General features: G+C 57.2%; 13 protein-coding genes and 1 pseudogene. 7 read left to right on the top strand and 7 right to left on the bottom strand.

The features are described 5' to 3' along the window. The first annotated feature begins 24 nt into the window (after positions 1 to 24). Positions 25 to 876 carry a helix-turn-helix domain-containing protein gene (locus tag D8U61_RS04000; protein ID WP_130926449.1) on the top strand — a complete coding sequence of 284 codons (852 nt, stop codon included), beginning with the start codon at positions 25 to 27 and terminating at the stop codon, positions 874 to 876. Positions 877 to 1213: 337 nt separating this feature from the next. On the opposite strand, the gene D8U61_RS03995 is transcribed toward D8U61_RS04000, so the two are convergent. Further along, positions 1214 to 3187 (bottom strand): alkyl sulfatase dimerization domain-containing protein, encoded by a 1974-nt coding sequence (locus D8U61_RS03995; RefSeq protein WP_130926448.1) that lies wholly within the window; start codon positions 3185 to 3187, stop codon positions 1214 to 1216. Between the two features lie 138 nt (positions 3188 to 3325). On the opposite strand from D8U61_RS03995, the gene D8U61_RS03990 reads away from it, so the two are divergent. The 6 genes from D8U61_RS03990 (at position 3326) to D8U61_RS03965 (ending at position 8764) form a co-directional block, all read left to right on the top strand. Continuing rightward, a complete protein-coding gene (locus tag D8U61_RS03990; RefSeq protein WP_016774109.1) occupies positions 3326 to 3979 on the top strand; it encodes an ABC transporter ATP-binding protein in 654 nt (217 codons plus the stop codon). Beyond that, positions 3976 to 6447, top strand: a complete 2472-nt coding sequence (locus D8U61_RS03985; RefSeq protein ID WP_130926447.1) for an ABC transporter permease — start codon at positions 3976 to 3978, stop codon at positions 6445 to 6447. The genes D8U61_RS03990 and D8U61_RS03985 overlap by 4 nt, the downstream gene beginning before the upstream one ends. Beyond that, entirely contained in the window at positions 6437 to 7504 is a 1068-nt protein-coding gene (locus D8U61_RS03980) for a lipocalin-like domain-containing protein (protein ID WP_110598967.1), read from the top strand. Before D8U61_RS03985 ends, D8U61_RS03980 begins: the two co-directional genes overlap by 11 nt. Before the next feature lie 134 nt (positions 7505 to 7638). Then, positions 7639 to 7881 (top strand): hypothetical protein, encoded by a 243-nt coding sequence (locus D8U61_RS03975; RefSeq protein WP_016774112.1) that lies wholly within the window; start codon positions 7639 to 7641, stop codon positions 7879 to 7881. A gap of 11 nt (positions 7882 to 7892) precedes the next feature. Continuing rightward, on the top strand, positions 7893 to 8093 hold the full coding sequence (locus tag D8U61_RS03970; protein WP_110598969.1) for a hypothetical protein: 201 nt from the start codon (positions 7893 to 7895) through the stop codon (positions 8091 to 8093). Between the two features lie 86 nt (positions 8094 to 8179). After that, entirely contained in the window at positions 8180 to 8764 is a 585-nt protein-coding gene (locus D8U61_RS03965) for a hypothetical protein (protein WP_071172870.1), read from the top strand. 323 nt (positions 8765 to 9087) lie between these two features. Here D8U61_RS03965 and D8U61_RS03960 read toward each other — a convergent pair whose 3' ends face one another. The 6 genes and pseudogenes from D8U61_RS03960 to D8U61_RS03935 all read right to left on the bottom strand — a co-directional run. After that, a complete protein-coding gene (locus tag D8U61_RS03960; protein WP_125926645.1) occupies positions 9088 to 9915 on the bottom strand; it encodes a glycosyltransferase in 828 nt (275 codons plus the stop codon). 156 nt (positions 9916 to 10071) lie between these two features. Beyond that, positions 10072 to 10569 (bottom strand): hypothetical protein, encoded by a 498-nt coding sequence (locus tag D8U61_RS03955; protein ID WP_125926644.1) that lies wholly within the window; start codon positions 10567 to 10569, stop codon positions 10072 to 10074. A 118-nt stretch (positions 10570 to 10687) separates the two neighbouring features. Continuing rightward, on the bottom strand, positions 10688 to 11698 hold the full coding sequence (locus D8U61_RS03950) for a DUF6708 domain-containing protein (RefSeq protein WP_232245609.1): 1011 nt from the start codon (positions 11696 to 11698) through the stop codon (positions 10688 to 10690). 175 nt (positions 11699 to 11873) lie between these two features. Further along, positions 11874 to 15293 carry a toxin VasX gene (locus D8U61_RS03945; RefSeq protein WP_130926446.1) on the bottom strand — a complete coding sequence of 1140 codons (3420 nt, stop codon included), beginning with the start codon at positions 15291 to 15293 and terminating at the stop codon, positions 11874 to 11876. Next, complete coding sequence (locus D8U61_RS03940; RefSeq protein WP_125926642.1) at positions 15290 to 16162, bottom strand: DUF4123 domain-containing protein; 873 nt, start codon at positions 16160 to 16162, stop codon at positions 15290 to 15292. The genes D8U61_RS03945 and D8U61_RS03940 overlap by 4 nt, the downstream gene beginning before the upstream one ends. Next, positions 16163 to 16497, bottom strand: a pseudogene (locus tag D8U61_RS03935) (DUF2345 domain-containing protein); the annotation flags it as partial. It abuts the gene before it with no gap.

Raw genomic sequence — 16497 nt, 5'->3', positions numbered from 1 at the left:
CCTGTTCTTCGATGGCACGCCTTCATGTCTCAGTCTCTGTTCGCCTCCAGCGCGTTCACCCGCACGATTCTCGCGCATGCTCGCCAGTCCGGACTGTGCCCGCAACGCTTGATGGCGCGCGTGGGGATCTGCCCGTCAGTGCTCGCCGGGCAGCATCAATTGATCGCCGCACAAGCGGTTGAACAGTTGTGGCGTGAGTGTGAACGGTCAGGGGTAGCGCCGACGTTTGGCTGTGAACTGGCCGACGGGATGGCGACCGATTGCCTGCAAGGACTGAATATCCTGCTCGACTCGTCCGCGACCTTGCGGGCCAGTCTGAAGTGCTTCATCGACTGCTTGCCAAGGGTGATCAGTTACGTTGCGGTGGAACTGGTCGAGGCGGGCGATTTCGCTCATTTGCGCCTGCGTTCGCTGCAGGGGCAGTTGCATCATTTCGCTCTGGATGCGGCAGTGATAACGCTGGTGCGCAACATTGCCCGTCGATTGGGCTCGGCGCCTGGAGATGTGTTTGTAAATGTCAGCCTGCGTCCGGCGCAAATGGCCGGTGGCTGGCTGCGTGAAGTGGGTGTCGCGGTGGAGCAGGGCGAGCATCTGTGCCTGACCTTGCCGCGCTCGAGGCTCGATCAGACCTTGCTGGGCGCCAACCCGTTTCTGCACCGGAGCATGCTGCGCCACTGGCACGCTGAAACTCGCGCACCTGCGCGTGAGGACAATCTGACAATGGCGCGACACTGGCTGACGGCGGGTGATCAACCGATCGAACGGATAGCCGAGCGGCTGGGGTATCGCCAGCCGAGTAACTTTATCCGCGCGTTTCGCAAACAGTTCGGGATTACGCCGAAGCAGTTTCGGTTGAATCCGGGGCAGGTTTGTTGAAAGCAGGATTGAGGTGATTGATCGTTATCGAGGGTGCCAGCAAGATTTACCCCCTCACCCCAGCCCTCTCCCCAAAGGGGGCGAGGGGGAAAGGGAGCCGATCTTCATGGCGTTCGGAATCTGAGTTCAACTCGGTATCCCACGTCGGCGTATCTCGTACATCCAACACGGTCAGTCCCCTCTCTCTCCGGGAAGGGGGCTTATGAATCATGGGAGCTGATGTGCGTGTTATTCAAAATTGCATTCAACTCGTTATCCCACGTCGGCGTATCTCGTACATGCAACTCGGTCGGTCCCCTCTCCCTCCGGGAGAGGGCTAGGGTGAGGGGCTTTTGACTTAAGGCGTGACGATATTGAACTGCGGCCCGAACGTATCCAGGCTGCCCATCAATAATCCGAATTTCTGACCATTGCCCTGCAACTTCACCAGTCCTTTTTGCATCGCCGTCGGGAAGTCCAATTGTTTCAGGCTGATCTTCTCCAGCGTATCGCGGCTCAGGCTTACCCTCGCATCCGCCGCCGGATTCAGACCGGCGCGGTGAGTCAGCACGCCGTTGCGCAAGGTCAGGGTGAAATCCCTTTGCACATCGTCGAACGTCCAGTTCAGCGTCAGGTCATGGGCCACGGCTTTGTCGCTGTCCAGGCGTACCGCGAGGTAGTCGAAGAACATTTCCGGACTCATGGCCCTGACCATATCCACCGACACGGTATTGGCTGACTGCGGCGGCACGCCGTTGCGCAGCTCCATCGCACCGGTCAGGTACATGTTGCGCCAGGTGGCGTTCTCGCTTTTATAACCCAACTGCTCCAGCGTCTCGGCTTGAGCGTTGCGGGCATCCGCGTTGTCCGGATCGGCGAACAGCAACTGGTTGCCCAACTGCGCGGCCCATCGGTAGTCAGCGCTGGCCATCGCACTGCGCATTTTCTCCAGCACCGACGCGGCACCGCCCATGGCCTCGACCGAGCGTTTAGCCGCATCGACCGGCGGTAGCGGGTTGAGGTTGGCCGGGTTGCCGTCGTAGAAACCCATGTAGCGCTGATACACCGCGCGCGTATTGAAACTCAGCGAGCCGTAATAGCCACGGGTGTACCACTTCTGATCGAGCGAGCCGGGCAGCTTCTTGATTGCTTCGGCAATTTCCAGCGGCGTCAGGCCCTGGTTGAGCAAGTGCAGGGTGCGGTCGTTGATGAACGCGTACATGTCACGCTGATCGGCGAGCAGAGTACGAATCCGCTCGCCACCCCAGGTCGGCCAGTTGTGCTGAGCGAACAGCACGTCCGCCTTGTCGCCGTAGCGGGCCAGACTGTCATCGAGGTATTGCGACCAGGCTTTGGCATCACGCACCTGCGCACCGCGCGGGGTGAGGATGTTGTGCATCATCTGCGTGGCGTTTTCGGCCATGCACAAGGCTTTCAGCTGCGGTAGATAAAGGTTCATTTCCGCTGGCGCTTCGGTGCCCGGGGTCAGCTGGAATTCGACTTGCAGGCCAGCGATGGTGCGGGTTTCCAACGGCTCGGCAATCAGATCGGTAGGCGCGATCAGTGTGACCGTGCCACCGCTGGGCGCGCTCTTGCCGAGGCCAGCGTCGACCTGGCCTTTTTCACTGCGCGGCAACAGGCTGCCGAATTGGTACTGCGCGCGGCGGCTCATGGCGTTGCCGGCCATGACGTTTTCGCTCATGACGTGTTCCATGAAGCCGACCGGCGCGTAGACCTTGACCTTGCCGGACTTGACATCGGCCTCGTCGATCACCCCGCGCACGCCGCCGAAATGATCGACATGGGTGTGGCTGTAGATCACCGCGACGACCGGTTTGCGCGGCCGATTGGCGTAGTACAGGTCCAGCGCCGTCCTGGCGGTTTCGGCCATGGTCAGCGGATCGATGATGATCAGCCCGTCGTCACCTTCGATGATGGTCATGTTGGCCAGGTCGAGGCCGCGCACCTGATACAGCTTGGGGCTGACCTCGAACAGACCGGCGTGGGCATTGAGCTGGGCCAGTCGCCACAGGCTTGGATTGACCGATTCCGGCGCCTTGTCTTTGGCGAGGAAATCATAGGCATTGACGTTCCAGATGACTTTGCCGGCAGCGTCCTTGATCTGACCCTTGAAGGGTGCGATCAGGCCTTTGCTGACGGATTCGAAATCGGTGCGGTCGCTGAAAGGCAGGGTTTGCAGGACGGCAGCGTTGCTTGCGGCGGTTTGCATGCTCGGCGCCACCGCACCGTCAGCAGCGAGCAACGGTTGGCTCAGGCAAGCGGTGATCAGGCAGGTCAGCAGGCCGCGCGGGCTCAGGATGAAACGGGGCATGGGTGTCTCCGGTTTTTTATCGTTATGGCCGAACAGCCAGCAGCGTATGGCGCGTCCCGGAGTTGGCGATGATCATCAGCGGACAAAAAACATTCAGGGCCGCTATCCTAGGCCCAGGTTCACTGATCGGGTTTGCCCATGCTTGAGGTTCGCGACGTTTTCAAAAGCTATGCCACGCCACAGGGATTGTTGCCGGTGCTGCAAGGCGTCGACCTGACGCTGGAGGCCGGTGGCAGCCTCGCGCTGATGGGCGAATCGGGCAGTGGCAAAAGCACGCTGCTGCATCTGGTGGCGGGGCTGGACAAGGTCGACAGCGGCAGCATTCGCAGCGGCGAACATCGTCTGGAAGCCATGAGCGAAGCGCAACTGGCCAACTGGCGACGCACGGAAATCGGTCTGGTGTTTCAGCAGTTCAACCTGATCGGCAGCCTGCGCGTGGAAGACAATTTGGCCTTTCAGGCGCGCCTGGCCGGGCGCCATGAGCCGCGCTGGCAAGCGCATCTGGTGCAGCGTCTGGGTCTGGGCGATCTGCTCTCGCGGTATCCCGAGCAACTCTCTGGCGGCCAGCAGCAGCGGGTCGCATTGGGCCGGGCATTGGCCTCGCAGCCGAAATTGCTCTTGGCCGATGAACCCACCGGCAGCCTCGATGAAGCGACCAGCGATGAAGTGCTGCGGCTGTTGCTGGAATTGCTCGATGACACGCCGACGACTTTGTTGATGGTCACTCACAGTCAGCGCGTTGCGGCACGTCTGGCTCAGCGCGTGGTGTTGTCGAACGGACGGGTCGCCTGATGATCTGGCGGCAAACCCTGCGCGCGCTGCTCAGCCACTGGCGGCGTCATCCTGTGCAGTTTTTCAGTGTGCTGACCGGGCTGTGGCTGGCCACCAGTCTGCTCACTGGCGTCGAGGCGCTGAACAGTCAGGCGCGCGACAGCTACGCGCGGGCCAGCCAGATGATCGGCGGTGAACCACAGGCCAGCCTGAGCACGCCGAATGGGGCATTGTTTCCCCAGCGCTGGTTTATCGAATTGCGCCGTCAGGGCTGGCCGGTGTCGCCGGTGTTGCAGGGCCGGCTGACGCTCAAGGGCCACGAAGACCAGCGAATTCAGGTGATGGGCATCGAGCCGGTGTCGCTGCCGTCGGATTCCGCGGTAGCCGGGCAGGCGATGCCGATCGAGCGCATCGTCGAATTTTTCAGCCCGCCGGGCAGCACCTGGATTTCCCCGGACACGATGCAACTGCTCGGCTTGCGCGAAGGCGATACAGCGCAAACCGTGAACGGCCAGACCCTGCCGCCGCTGCTCGCGCAGAAGGACATGGCGCCGGGCCTGTTACTGGTCGACATCGGCGCAGCGCAAAGACTGCTCGACCAACCCGAGCAATTGTCGCGATTGCTGCTGCCCAAGGATTTTCATCAGGAATTACCAGCGAGTTTCAACGATCGCTTGCAGCTCAAAAGCAGCGGAGAAGAAAACAATCTCGCGCGGCTGACCGAAAGCTTTCATCTCAATCTCGATGCTTTGGGATTTCTCTCGTTTCTGGTCGGCCTGTTCATCGTCCACGCTGCCATCGGCCTCGCTCTGGAACAGCGCCGAGGCTTGCTGCGCACGTTGCGTGCCTGTGGCGTCAGTGCACGAATGCTGATCGCGTGTCTGGTGGTTGAACTGGGTGTGCTGGCGCTGATCGGTGGATTGTTCGGTGTGATCAGCGGCTATTGGCTGGCCAGCGTGCTGCTGCCGGACGTCGCCGCCAGCCTGCGCGGTCTGTATGGCGCGGAAGTGGCGGGGCAGTTGCGTTTGAGCCCCTGGTGGTGGTTCAGCGGCATCGGTCTGAGTCTGCTCGGCGCGTTGCTGGCCGGTGCCAACAGTCTGCTGCGAGCGGCGCGCCTGCCGTTGCTGGCGGTGGCCGATCCGCAGGCGTGGCATCAACAGTATTCGCGCTGGTTGCGCCGACAGGGTTGGCTGGCGACGGCACTGCTGGCGATTGCGCTGGCGGCGCTGATCTGGGGCGACAGCCTGAGCAGCGGTTTCGTGTTGATGGCCGGGCTGCTGCTCGGTGCCGCGCTGGCCTTGCCGGTGCTGCTCAGCGCGTTGTTGAACCCGTTGCTCGGGCGCAGTCGGTCGGTGCTCGGCCAATGGTTTCTCGCCGACTGCCGCCAGCAACTGCCAGCCCTGAGTCTGGCGCTGATGGCGCTGTTGTTGGCGCTCGCCGCCAATATCGGCGCCGGCAGCATGACCGCCGGTTTTCGCCAGACCTTCAACGACTGGCTCGAACAACGCCTGAGCGCCGAGCTGTACATCAACCCGGCCAATCCGGCGCAGGCCCGCGAGATGCACAGTTGGCTCAAGCAGCAGCCCAACGTGACCGCTGTGCTGCCCAACTGGCAGGTTTCGGTGACACTGCAAGGCTGGCCGGCCGATGTCTACGGCATCATCGACCACTCGTACTATCGCCAGCATTGGCCGTTGCTCGACAGCAGTGGCAGCGATCCGTGGGGCAAACTGGCCACGGATGATGCGGTGATGCTCAGCGAACAACTGGCACGACGCCTGAAGTTGCGGCCGGGCGAGCATCTGAACATTCCCACGCCAAACGGCACGTGGTCGCCGCGCATCGTCGGCATCTACGCCGACTACGGCAATCCGAAAGGGCACGTGCTGATCAGCAGTGAGCACCTGTTGCGCGGCTGGCCGCAACTAACGCCGAACCGCTTCAATTTGCGTATCGATCCAGCACAGATTCCGGCGCTGCTCAACGCCTTGCAGGCGCGTTTTGCGCTGGATGACAACCGCATCGTCGATCAGGCGCGGCTCAAGGGCTGGTCGGTGCAGGTCTTCGAACGCACCTTTGCCGCGACGGCGGCGTTGAACAGCCTGACCTTGGCCGTGGCTGGCGTGGCGCTGTTCATCAGTCTGCTGACCCAGAGCCAGAGTCGCCTCAGTCAACTCGCACCGCTGTGGGCGCTGGGCGTGACGCGCAAACAATTGATGCTGCTCAACCTCGGCCAGACCTGGCTGCTCGCCGTATTGACGTTGCTGTTGGCGCTGCCGCTGGGCATTGCTTTGGCATGGTGCCTGGATGCGGTGATCAATGTGCAGGCATTCGGCTGGCGCTTGCCGTTGCGGGTGTTTCCGTTGCAGTTGTTGCAACTGATGGGCCTGGCGTTGCTGGCGACTCTGTTGGCTTCGGCATGGCCGCTGTATTCGCTGTACCGCACGCAACCGGCGGACTTGCTGAGGACGTTTGCCCATGAGGACTAAATGGCTCGTGCTGATGATTGCACTGCTGCTCGGTGGCTGCGATCAGCCTGCACCCGAGGAAAAGGGTTTTGCCGGCATGGGCGATCAGGCGCAATCCTTCACCCCGGTGGTGCCCGGTCGGGTGTTCAGCTTCCCCGCCGATCACGGCGCGCATGATGGTTTTCGCATCGAGTGGTGGTACGTCACCGCCAATCTCAAGGATCAGCAGGGCAATGATTTCGGTGTGCAATGGACGCTGTTTCGCAGCGCCCTGAAACCCGTCGCCGAGCAGGCCGGTTGGGGCAACCAAACGATCTGGCTGGGCCATGCGGCAGTCACTTCGCCCTCGGTGCATCACGCCGCCGAGCGCTACGCCCGGGGCGGAGTAGGCCAGGCCGGCGTGCGCCTGGCGCCGTTCGAAGCGTGGATCGATGACTGGATGTTTGCCAGTCAGGCGCAGGATCCGTTGCGCGATATGCAACTCAGTGCTCGTGACAAGAAATTCGCTTATCAACTGCGCCTCACCTCAAGCCGCCCGCTGGTGCTGCAAGGCGACAACGGTTTCAGCCAGAAATCCGAAGAAGGTCAGGCCTCGTATTACTACAGCCAGCCGTTTTTTCAGGCCAGCGGTACGCTGCAGATCGACGGCCAGACCTACACCGTCAGCGGCCCGGCATGGCTCGATCGCGAGTGGAGCAGTCAGCCACTCACCGCCAATCAAACTGGCTGGGACTGGTTCTCGCTGCATCTGGACAGCGGCGAACATGTGATGCTTTACCGCATGCGGCAGAAGGACGGCGCGCCTTATCTGACCGGCACCTGGATCGCCGCTGACGGGCAGATTCAGACATTGCACAGCGAGCAGATCAGCCTTGTGCCGCAGGATACGGCCAAGGTGGCTGATCGACCGATGCCGGTGAAATGGTCGATCCGCATTCCCGACAAGCAACTCGATATCAGCGTTGACGCGATCAACCGCAATGCGTGGATGGATTTGCGTATTCCGTATTGGGAGGGGCCGGTGAAGATTGGTGGCAGCCATCCTGGCCAGGGCTATCTGGAAATGACCGGGTATTAACGGTAGGTGCAGTTTCCCTGTGGGAGCGAGCCTGCTCGCGAAAGCGTCAGCGCTGTGACCGCTGAGTTAACTGACTGGAACTCTCACCAGCGCTCTCCGCTCTACCCAGAAACCCGCCATTTTCGGACTCACCCATGAGCGACGACGTGCAACTCCCGGACCTCAACACCTGGCAACGCCTGTTCGACGATCAGACGCTTTGGCAGCAATCGCCCGACGCTCACTATTTCGATCTGCAGCGCATCGCCGATGACCTGCTCGGCCAAGGCGCGATTGATCTTGAGCAATGGCAGTTGTTGCGCGCCAAAGCCGATGATCTGCACAAGCAGTCACCCGAGGTCAACGTCGCCCGCGAACTCGACGATCCCGAAGCCTGAGGACTTCTGCCATGAATAAGACCATCAACCAGAACGACAATCCCGACGAACCGCGCCCGGCCGGCGAAACCGAACGCGATAACGATGCGCTGCGCCCGACCGATCCCAAGCAGCGGCAGGACAGCGGCAAAGGCACGCCGAGTGGCGAATCCACTGCGCAGGACACCGCCAAGCCGCACACCCGAGGGCCACAAACTCAAGTCAAGCCCTGAACAGCGTCTATGCTCACTGGCACGCCCGCCGCTGAAGTCGTTTCAGTGGCGGGCGTCGCCATTTCATCACAGGGAAAGTAATGCATATGAAGCTCGACGCTCTGGCCAAGGCCATCACTCTCGCAACGCTGCTTTCTGTCACGAGTTTCGGCGCTCTGGCTGCCGACATTCCGTTATCCGCCGTCGTTGAGGCCGATTCCGTTACCACCAAAGTGCTCGCCGTCGACCCGGCCAATCACCAGGTCGTGCTGGAAGGCCCCGAGGGACGTCAGGTCCACGTTCAGCTCAGCGACAAAGCGAAAAACCTCGCCAAACTTAAAGTTGGCGATTCGGTGACGATCGAGGTGCAGCGATCTGTCGCCGCTTATCTCGATACGGATGTGGATAAAGGTCTGCCAGGCACCACCGAGCGTACCGGCGAACTGCGCAAGGCCCCGGGCAGCGATAACCCTGGTGGCGAGGCTTATCGTCAGGTTCAGGTGCAGCTGAAAATCAGCAAAATCGATTTGAAGACCAATCAGGTCACCCTCCAAAATCCATCCGGACAATCGAAGACGCTCGATGTGAAGAAGCCGGAGATTCAGGCCAAGTTGAAGGATCTGAAAGTAGGGCAGAGCGTTATTGTCACTTATACCGATATCTTGAAAGTGACCAGTCAGCACGATAGTTGAGTATTAGCTCTACAAGTTTATTGCTCTTGTACAACTTTATGTATGAGAGCAATCATATAAAGTTTTTTGTAAGACAATTCCCGGGGAAAATCGGTAAAACACAGTTTTTAACTTTTCAGTTCAAAAATTTCATGTTTGCCCATGACGACATGCCCACTTGTTTGAATTAAAATCCTCGCGTTCGCCCAGTGTCAGGGCTCTTTACCGGTGCATGGATTGCCAGGCCATTACACTGGGCGAACTCCACTACTTGCAAAAGTTGTATACAGAATCAGCAAACAAAAAGGGCGACTTTGCAGTCGCCCTTTTTTTATTGTTTTCGATCAAGTCGAAGCTTGCATGCCGGCTTTGCCATACTGATCCTGCAAGCGTTTGAGGGTCTGCTGGTACATTTTTGTCCGGCGATGATCCTTGCCATACGTGCCCGCCGCCGCGACGGTGCCGGCCTGGATGTGATCCAGATAGCGGAAAATCTTCCGCGGCGAGAGGAACCTGATGCCATAGCCCAACCCGACCATTCGATCCTGAAGCGTGTAACCAGGCACCTCCTCATCCATACAGAAGTGCAAACCCAGCGACTTCATCAGCCGCGCATTCCACAGCGTGCAGAAACTTTTCAAATGGGTTTCTTTATACGGGCGTGGCGGCTTCGAACGCAGGCCAAGATGAACTTTGAGCCGACGAACATGATGTTTGCAGAACCGCGAAGTTAAACGCCAGGTATCACGCAGTAACCCACGATCAAGTTGCTCAACACAACCCACCGCCGCCATGTCCGCATTTTTCGTGCATTCGCGCATCATCATCGCAAACACTTCCATGTCGTAGACAAAGGTGTCGGTGTGCAGCAGAAACAAGTAATCGGTCTCAACTTTCGCCAAGGCCAGATCCAACGCCTTGCCATGGGCAATATGCCCCATTTCCTTGCCCGGCGACGGCCGCTCGATCAGATTGATCCAGTCCAGCGAACGCAAATAATCGAGGCTGGCATCCGCCGAATCGTTGTCCACCACCCACACTGCAATGCCCTGCGCCTGAACATGCTCACGCAACAGTTCCAGACACATGCGGGTGATGTCCGGGGTTTTGTAATTTACCAGGACGAGGCTGAAGTTGGGATGCGGTCGGGTAGGTAGATCAAAGGCTTTCATGTCGGAGGGACTCATCCACGGCTCAAGACGACAGGTTGATGAGCCGGGATGCTAGCGGGGGAAGCTTAGGTGAAGCTTAATTTGGGAGGGAGCCACCTGCGGGAATATGACGACGTATATGGTTGGAGACGACTGCCGGACCTCTCCATGCGATTGTCAGGTTCCGAAGTAAAGCTCATCCAGTTGGCGCTTGCGGATTGCCAAGTATTCGTCCCATACCTTGGGAAAGTCCTCATCTCTGGTTAGCGGAAAAGTCAGGTAGATGTGTTTTCCGACAACACTGACGTACTGGCGCGCACGTTTGAAGGCCGGCTGTTCGTATAGTGCGAGGCTTTCGTCGTAAGCGTCGTGATGGTGGCGAATCGTTACTCGATGAGGGGCAATCATCCCTCGCGCAAAATCGATCACCCAGTCGCCGTCTACGGCCGTATGCAAACAGCCGTAAACACCATCGACCGAGAGCAGGATGCAGGTGTTGGCTTGGTTGCCGTCCTCGTCGTTCGCTAGAACAATCTGGTCTGCGAAGTATTTGATCGTCTGGTTATCCGGACCCTGTAGAAGCAAGCCCCAGCCCTCGACGCCCATGCGAAACTCGCCGATGTTTTGAAAGGTTGCGGTCCATCGATTGGCAAGCGTTATCTGACGGGTATTCATGGGGGTTTCAGACTCGAAATTTCCGACTTATGGCGTCGGATAAACCGAAACAAATCGGCTTTACCTTTTAACAGATGTTAAGAATTAAAATAAATAGACGAACGTGGTTGCTCCCATTTCATCCATGTAACCCCGCCGCTTTGCACGCTTCGACGAACGTGGCGCCTTTTTTGTCCATGGCAGTCTTGACCATTTGATTGGCTTTCACCAATGCACCGCTGGGCTTGGCCCATTGCTCTGGTGGCAACGGCTGAGACCATGTTTGCACTTGTTCCGGAAGGGTAGGCCGCCCTTTGCGATGCGCCCATTCGGCTAGCATATAAGGCATCTTCCAGAAGCTCAGCACGCGCCACATGTACCAGCGGCGCAATGGCCAGTAGGATTTTTTCGAGTAACCGTAATGCTCGCGCTGCTCGGGCGTCAGTTCGTCGCCACCCTCGTCCAGCGACCCCATCGCGCGCGCGTCTTCGCGTTCGATTTCAAAAGTGTGTAGGCCTTCGTACGGTTTGAGCCGATCACCGGATGGAGTCAAACCCAGTGCCTTGAGCATCGGGTTTGGAGCATCTACCAACTGACCGTCTTCCATGTAATTACGAATTGACGTCCACATCCCTAAAGCATGTGCATCGCTGGGTTGTGGTAGCAGGAGGAATTGCACTTTGTCCTGCTCCTCATCCTCCAGACCCATGCCGAACGTGTACTGGCGAGTAGCGCCATAACTGGTGACGCCCTGAGTGTTGGAGACCCAGGCGACTACGCTTTCCCAAGGTACGATGAGGACGCGGCGGGTTTTGCTGTCGACGTAGCAGACTTCGCGGCGTTGGCGGTTGAAGCGGACGGGGTAGGTTTTTGCTGCTTTAAAGACGCCGGAGAGCATTCCGTATAAGTACGCACCAAGAGGGAGAATAAACAGTAGAGAGCCGCTAGCAAAAACCAGTAACGAGTCACCAATTAGGTCGACGAACCTTCGATCTATTCCGTGAGGGCTGAAAAGTGCGAGCCAAGCACAGATAAGCACCGGAGCAATGAATGCTGTCGTCAATGCCATCCAAATTCCAGCGGCAAGTATTTTTCCTTGTTCAACCATTCCCCAATTACTTCCGCCGAGTTCCAGGAATACTTCGTTCATCCCTGAAAAATTCCGGCGAGAGGATTGAGTTTGCCCTGTATAGACCGGTAATGGCGATAGAAACAGAGTTTCATTCATTCCACGGACGCGGACTTCTCCAGCCCTTGGCCTCTCGTTACGGATGTCCGCTGCGGCTTCAGAAGTAGTGAATTTAGCGCCGCGCTTGAAAAGGCTTTTAAGCATCGATGGTCCCCAAATCTTCTTTTTTGAACAATATGAATTGGGATTTACTTGTGCCAATCGGCAACGAGTCAGCAGAATCAAGCTTAAAGACACCGCGCGTTGGATCGCGCCTATAAGGTGAGCTAATAATATGCAGGTCACGGAGCACAAAGCAGGTTTCGTGCATTACGTCACGTTCAGCTTCCAATTGATAAGCGATGGTCAATGCCAAGGAAAAATCTGTGGTCTGCAATGAGTCACTGATCGGCAAATGAATTGTCAACGCTTCGCTGCCTTTACTGGCTACGACTAATCGACTAATCCAGGTTGTCGTGCACTCCCGCCATCTCAAGGGAAAAGGGCCGGGCGCGTAACCCCCTTTCTTTGGAACATCGCGATATTGCTGGTACGCTTTCAATTGCAATTTTCGAGTATCCATTTCCTGCGTGCTAACGCCTGGAATTATAAGCTTCAGATAGGTCTGCTTGGCATCACGAATCATTTCACAAGTAGGTTTTTGCACGACCTTTGCCAGTTCGTTCCATTCGTCCTGCATGCTGCGATTCTTAGTTTTGTTCCCCCAGACGCTGGACTCCATCCATTTTTGCAAGTCGTCCAGATTAAAATAGTTGTATAAACCCTCGCCCACCAGTTGCAAAGCAGTCGCGATCAGACCAATCAAGTTGGCGCGTGCGCCAATCGCCATAATTCTTGGACTCGCCTCTGCCCAAGCTAAAGCACGCAGTTCAGTCGGGCTTTTCATAATGTTAACAACGATTGAACTTGTACGTGTGGCAGCCCATGTATTTGTACCTACTAGTATTGAGTCACCACTGATTTGGAGAGTTGTAGCTCCTAATTCTTTGTAATCGCCTTTAGCCAAGGCCTTGCCCCATTGAATGGAGTGCTTACCCAAGTCAATAGAGGCGGAAATCGCGCCGAAACTGAAAGCGCCTACTCCGGCGACGCCCGTCCATCGGCCCAAGCGGCTAAGGGTATTGACCTTGCCTGTAGCACTAACCATTTCCGATAAATGAGCTTGAAATATTGTTACCGCCAAGCCTTGTACCGTAGCAAAACCAGCAGCCGAAAAACCTACGAGTGACTCAAATAAGTTCCACCAGTCAGATAACGACGGAACATCTTTTTTACCCATTGAACTTATCGCTTCAATAAACTTCTGCCCCTGAATCACGAACAACGCAAACGCAATCCCATCCCCCTTCGACCTCATAACCCCTGCGAGCGGCTTATTGAACGTCCCTGTAGCCCGGAAGTCTCGTACGGTCCGGCCCATCTCTGCCCGCAATTGCGGATCCAGACCATCGATCACCGTGCCGATTTTTGCCGGGCTGTCTCCGCCTACCGTCAACGCGTCGCAGAGCCTCTGTTCCAAAGGTAACAGCGAATTTTTGATTTGGGCAATTCGTTGGTTGTACTGCGTTTCACTGCCCGGCATGGCGGAGCCGGTGGTTTGCCGGGACAATTCGCGATTGCGCAACTTGTAGGTTTCCTTCAACTGCCCGTGCAGGTCCAACGCCTGATCTCGGGCAAGGTTGAAGGCGTTGATTTCGGCGGCAGACGCTGCACGCAATGTCAGCCCTTGCCGGGAAAACTCTCGCAGTAACTGTAAACGCGCAGGCGCTCCGATTTCGCGAATGTAGCTGTTGGGGTCGACGGTTTGTGCACGCGCGAAGGTTACGTAAGCTTTGTCCAACTGATCGGCAATTTTCATCTGTCGAGCCGGGTTATAGGCCTCGTCCAGCAAGCTTTGCATGCCCATGAACTGAGTGTTCAGTTTGGCGTAGTTGGGCAGGCGCTCGGTCATCAGACTGTGGAACTGATTGGTTAGGACGTTGACGTTGGCCAGGTTTTCCTTGGCGGAGATCACGTTGATCGAGAAACTGCTCAAGTCCGCGAGTTTTTTTGCTACGTCGACTTGTGCGGCCAGAGTCAGCGTGTCCAGCCCAGGTACGACGGTCAGCAGATTGGCTTCCATGTAAGCCGCAAGTTTCGCGACGGCCTTCGGGTCAGCACACATCGCGGCGACACAGACGAATTCAGTCTCCAGACGATGCTTGATTTGCGCATCGAGCTTGAAATCGTAGTACCAGGCGGCTCCGTGGAAGTAGCCACTGGTAAACATCGTCAGGCGATCATCACGAATGTTCTTCAACCGTCCGTGCCAGTGACTCAGCAGGATTTGCTGTTTGAGGAGAAATGCCTCCATCTCCGGTCGGTTAACCAAGTCATCGACGCCACGCTGACCGAGCTCCTTGCCATGCAAGGCGTACCAGCTTTGCAGGCTCAGTTTATTCAAGGTGTCTTGATGTTTACGGTATAACGGATTGCCCAGCGAATCCGTCATGTCCATGTACGCACGGGCATAAGGATCCTTTTCAGCCATTTTTCGCCAGTGCGCTTCGTCTCCATAGATCCCCGGATCTCTGTTATCCCGGCGAACCTTCAGATACTCATAAATCTTGTTCTGCTGCTCTTCGTTGGTGTCGTCTTTCAACGACTTGATATCAGGGTCTGTTTTGCTCAGAGCGTCAAGTCGGGGCCCATTGACGTCGTAGAGCGACTGTATGTAAGAGCCAGTAAGGTATTGAGCCTGGCATCGTTCATCAGCACTCCATTGTTCAATCCAGTCAGCCACTTTCAACTGCGCACTGGCCAGATCACGCATCACGCCAATGTCGTCTCGTAGCACCAGAAACAGGTAGTCGTTCTTGTACGGGCCTTGCACGTTACTGGTCAGACTTTCAATGGTGGTTTGCTTGAAGAGTGGCTGATCCTCCCAGTGATAGGCCACGCTTTCCTGCTGATTCGAACCCTCTGGTTTGGCATCGGATCGAGACTGATCCTCCTTGACCTCGGCCAGCCAGCTCTCCGCCTGCTGCTTACTCAGCAAATGCTCGCCACCCTTTTCCGGGCAGGCGCTTGTCAACTCGAGCTGCTGCATCAAGCGTTTGCGCTCATCCTTGGAGCTGAGCACTTGCGAGCATTTGAAAGCTGTCCACTGAATTTCGGAATAACTGGCGTAAAGCGTGTGAGATCGAGTGAAAATCAGATGCGGTTCCCCGACTGAACTGGTCCGAGTGTCGGCCGATACTTCCTGACTGTTCCACAGCAGCTTGGTGATCTGGCCTTTCTCGATCCGGTATTCGTGCAAGTAACCGGTGGTGCCATTGATAATGTACAGATACCCATCGCGCAGCAAACGAATGCCCAGCGGCTGGCTTTTGGTTTTGTACGGCATGGACACCTCGGCAGCTGGATCGAGATGTTGAACCAGGCCATAGCGCAGAGGCAGCAGTTGCACCTTCTTGTTCATCAACGGGCACACACCCATCGGCACTCGAGTGTCTTTCGCCGGCTTGGCCATTGCGGCGGTGTTGGCGCTGGGTTTAGGCGGTTGTTGAGTGGTCACGATTGGCTTCCTTGTCGATCGGCGGCACGGCGTTCGGCCAGTTCTGCAGCGCGCTCAACGCGTTTCAGTGGTGCTTCAGACGTCGATTGCGCGAGTAGCTGAACGATGTCGGGATGATCAGTGACCGGCTCACCAGCGAGATAACCGAAAACGTTCGCATAGAGGGTGATTTCCTGTTCAGAAGCGAAACCCTTTTGATAGGCATCATTCGCGAGTGCTTGCGCATAGGGCCGACGATCTTCAGATGCAAAAGTCGCCATGAAGTCCGCAAAGTACGTATGCAAATGCTCATTTAGATCAGATATGAAGTTACGAAATTCTACTTCGCCCAACGCAGTGAGTTCATCATCCGTCAAACGATAGGTCTCGGGTTCGGCTATAGCGGGTCGGGGGCGAATGTGCTGATGCCAGTTGATGCCAACTCCGTCCGGCAGGCAGACATGGCTGACCGGTCCGAACCATTTCGCGCTGCCCTTTTTTTCTGCCAATGCAAACAGCTGGTGCATGACCGCAGGGTCGGCAATACGGGGCATGACTTCTATGCCACTCGGGTGCTTCACGCTTAGCAAGTGACGCCAATGGCCCCACAACGAATGCGCATCTGCGTCGCTGAACAGCAGATAACCCCACTCCTCAGCCGCATGTTCTCTGAAGTACGCCAAGAGCGGATCGCTGGCACCTTTAAGCTCGATCAGATAAGGCGAAATATCTGACAACTCCTGCCAGCGAGTGGACTGATACAGGCTGTAGGCTTGGTTATCCCATTGAAACAATTGCTGCGCGAGATCGGGAACACTGACGCCATCCAGCAGCAGATAAGCTGGGGTTTCCCATGGCAGATCAATCGGAAGTGGCGGTAGCTCGATCATTTACTGTAGCTCCCTTTGCGCAGCCTGTTTGGCGGCTTCGCACACCGCACAAATCGGCTTCTTCTGCATCAACGCCTGCCTCTGCGCTGGCACCAGCAACTGCCCGGCTTTATCCGTATCCGCTTGCTTCAACGGCCCCGGCATCAACGGCGCAGCACCAGTCCCACTGCCCGGGCTGCCACCGGAATTCATATTGATCACCGGCCCACTCATGGTCACGCCACCAGCATCAATCTTGATGAAGCTGCCGCCACCCACCAGCGTGAGTTCGGCGCCGGCTTCCATCACCACTTTCATGCCGCTGCTCAGGTGGATTTCTTGCCCTGCGTCGATGA

This window comes from Pseudomonas sp. Sample_14 (assembly GCF_004307515.1).
GTDB classification, from domain to species: domain Bacteria; phylum Pseudomonadota; class Gammaproteobacteria; order Pseudomonadales; family Pseudomonadaceae; genus Aquipseudomonas; species Aquipseudomonas atacamensis.
The sequence above is the reverse complement of the archived record's forward strand: the minus strand, read 5'-3'. Positions and strand labels throughout refer to the sequence as shown.

Excerpts from the sequence above, each read along its gene's own strand:
- D8U61_RS04000 (WP_130926449.1), top strand. The coding sequence starts at position 25 with ATGTCTCAGTCTCTGTTCGCCTCCAGCGCGTTCACCCGCACGATTCTC.
- D8U61_RS03995 (WP_130926448.1), bottom strand. The coding sequence starts at position 3,187 with ATGCCCCGTTTCATCCTGAGCCCGCGCGGCCTGCTGACCTGCCTGATC.
- D8U61_RS03990 (WP_016774109.1), top strand. The coding sequence starts at position 3,326 with ATGCTTGAGGTTCGCGACGTTTTCAAAAGCTATGCCACGCCACAGGGA.
- D8U61_RS03980 (WP_110598967.1), top strand. The coding sequence starts at position 6,437 with ATGAGGACTAAATGGCTCGTGCTGATGATTGCACTGCTGCTCGGTGGC.
- D8U61_RS03975 (WP_016774112.1), top strand. The coding sequence starts at position 7,639 with ATGAGCGACGACGTGCAACTCCCGGACCTCAACACCTGGCAACGCCTG.
- D8U61_RS03970 (WP_110598969.1), top strand. The coding sequence starts at position 7,893 with ATGAATAAGACCATCAACCAGAACGACAATCCCGACGAACCGCGCCCG.
- D8U61_RS03965 (WP_071172870.1), top strand. The coding sequence starts at position 8,180 with ATGAAGCTCGACGCTCTGGCCAAGGCCATCACTCTCGCAACGCTGCTT.
- D8U61_RS03960 (WP_125926645.1), bottom strand. The coding sequence starts at position 9,915 with ATGAAAGCCTTTGATCTACCTACCCGACCGCATCCCAACTTCAGCCTC.
- D8U61_RS03955 (WP_125926644.1), bottom strand. The coding sequence starts at position 10,569 with ATGAATACCCGTCAGATAACGCTTGCCAATCGATGGACCGCAACCTTT.
- D8U61_RS03950 (WP_232245609.1), bottom strand. The coding sequence starts at position 11,698 with ATGAACGAAGTATTCCTGGAACTCGGCGGAAGTAATTGGGGAATGGTT.
- D8U61_RS03940 (WP_125926642.1), bottom strand. The coding sequence starts at position 16,162 with ATGATCGAGCTACCGCCACTTCCGATTGATCTGCCATGGGAAACCCCA.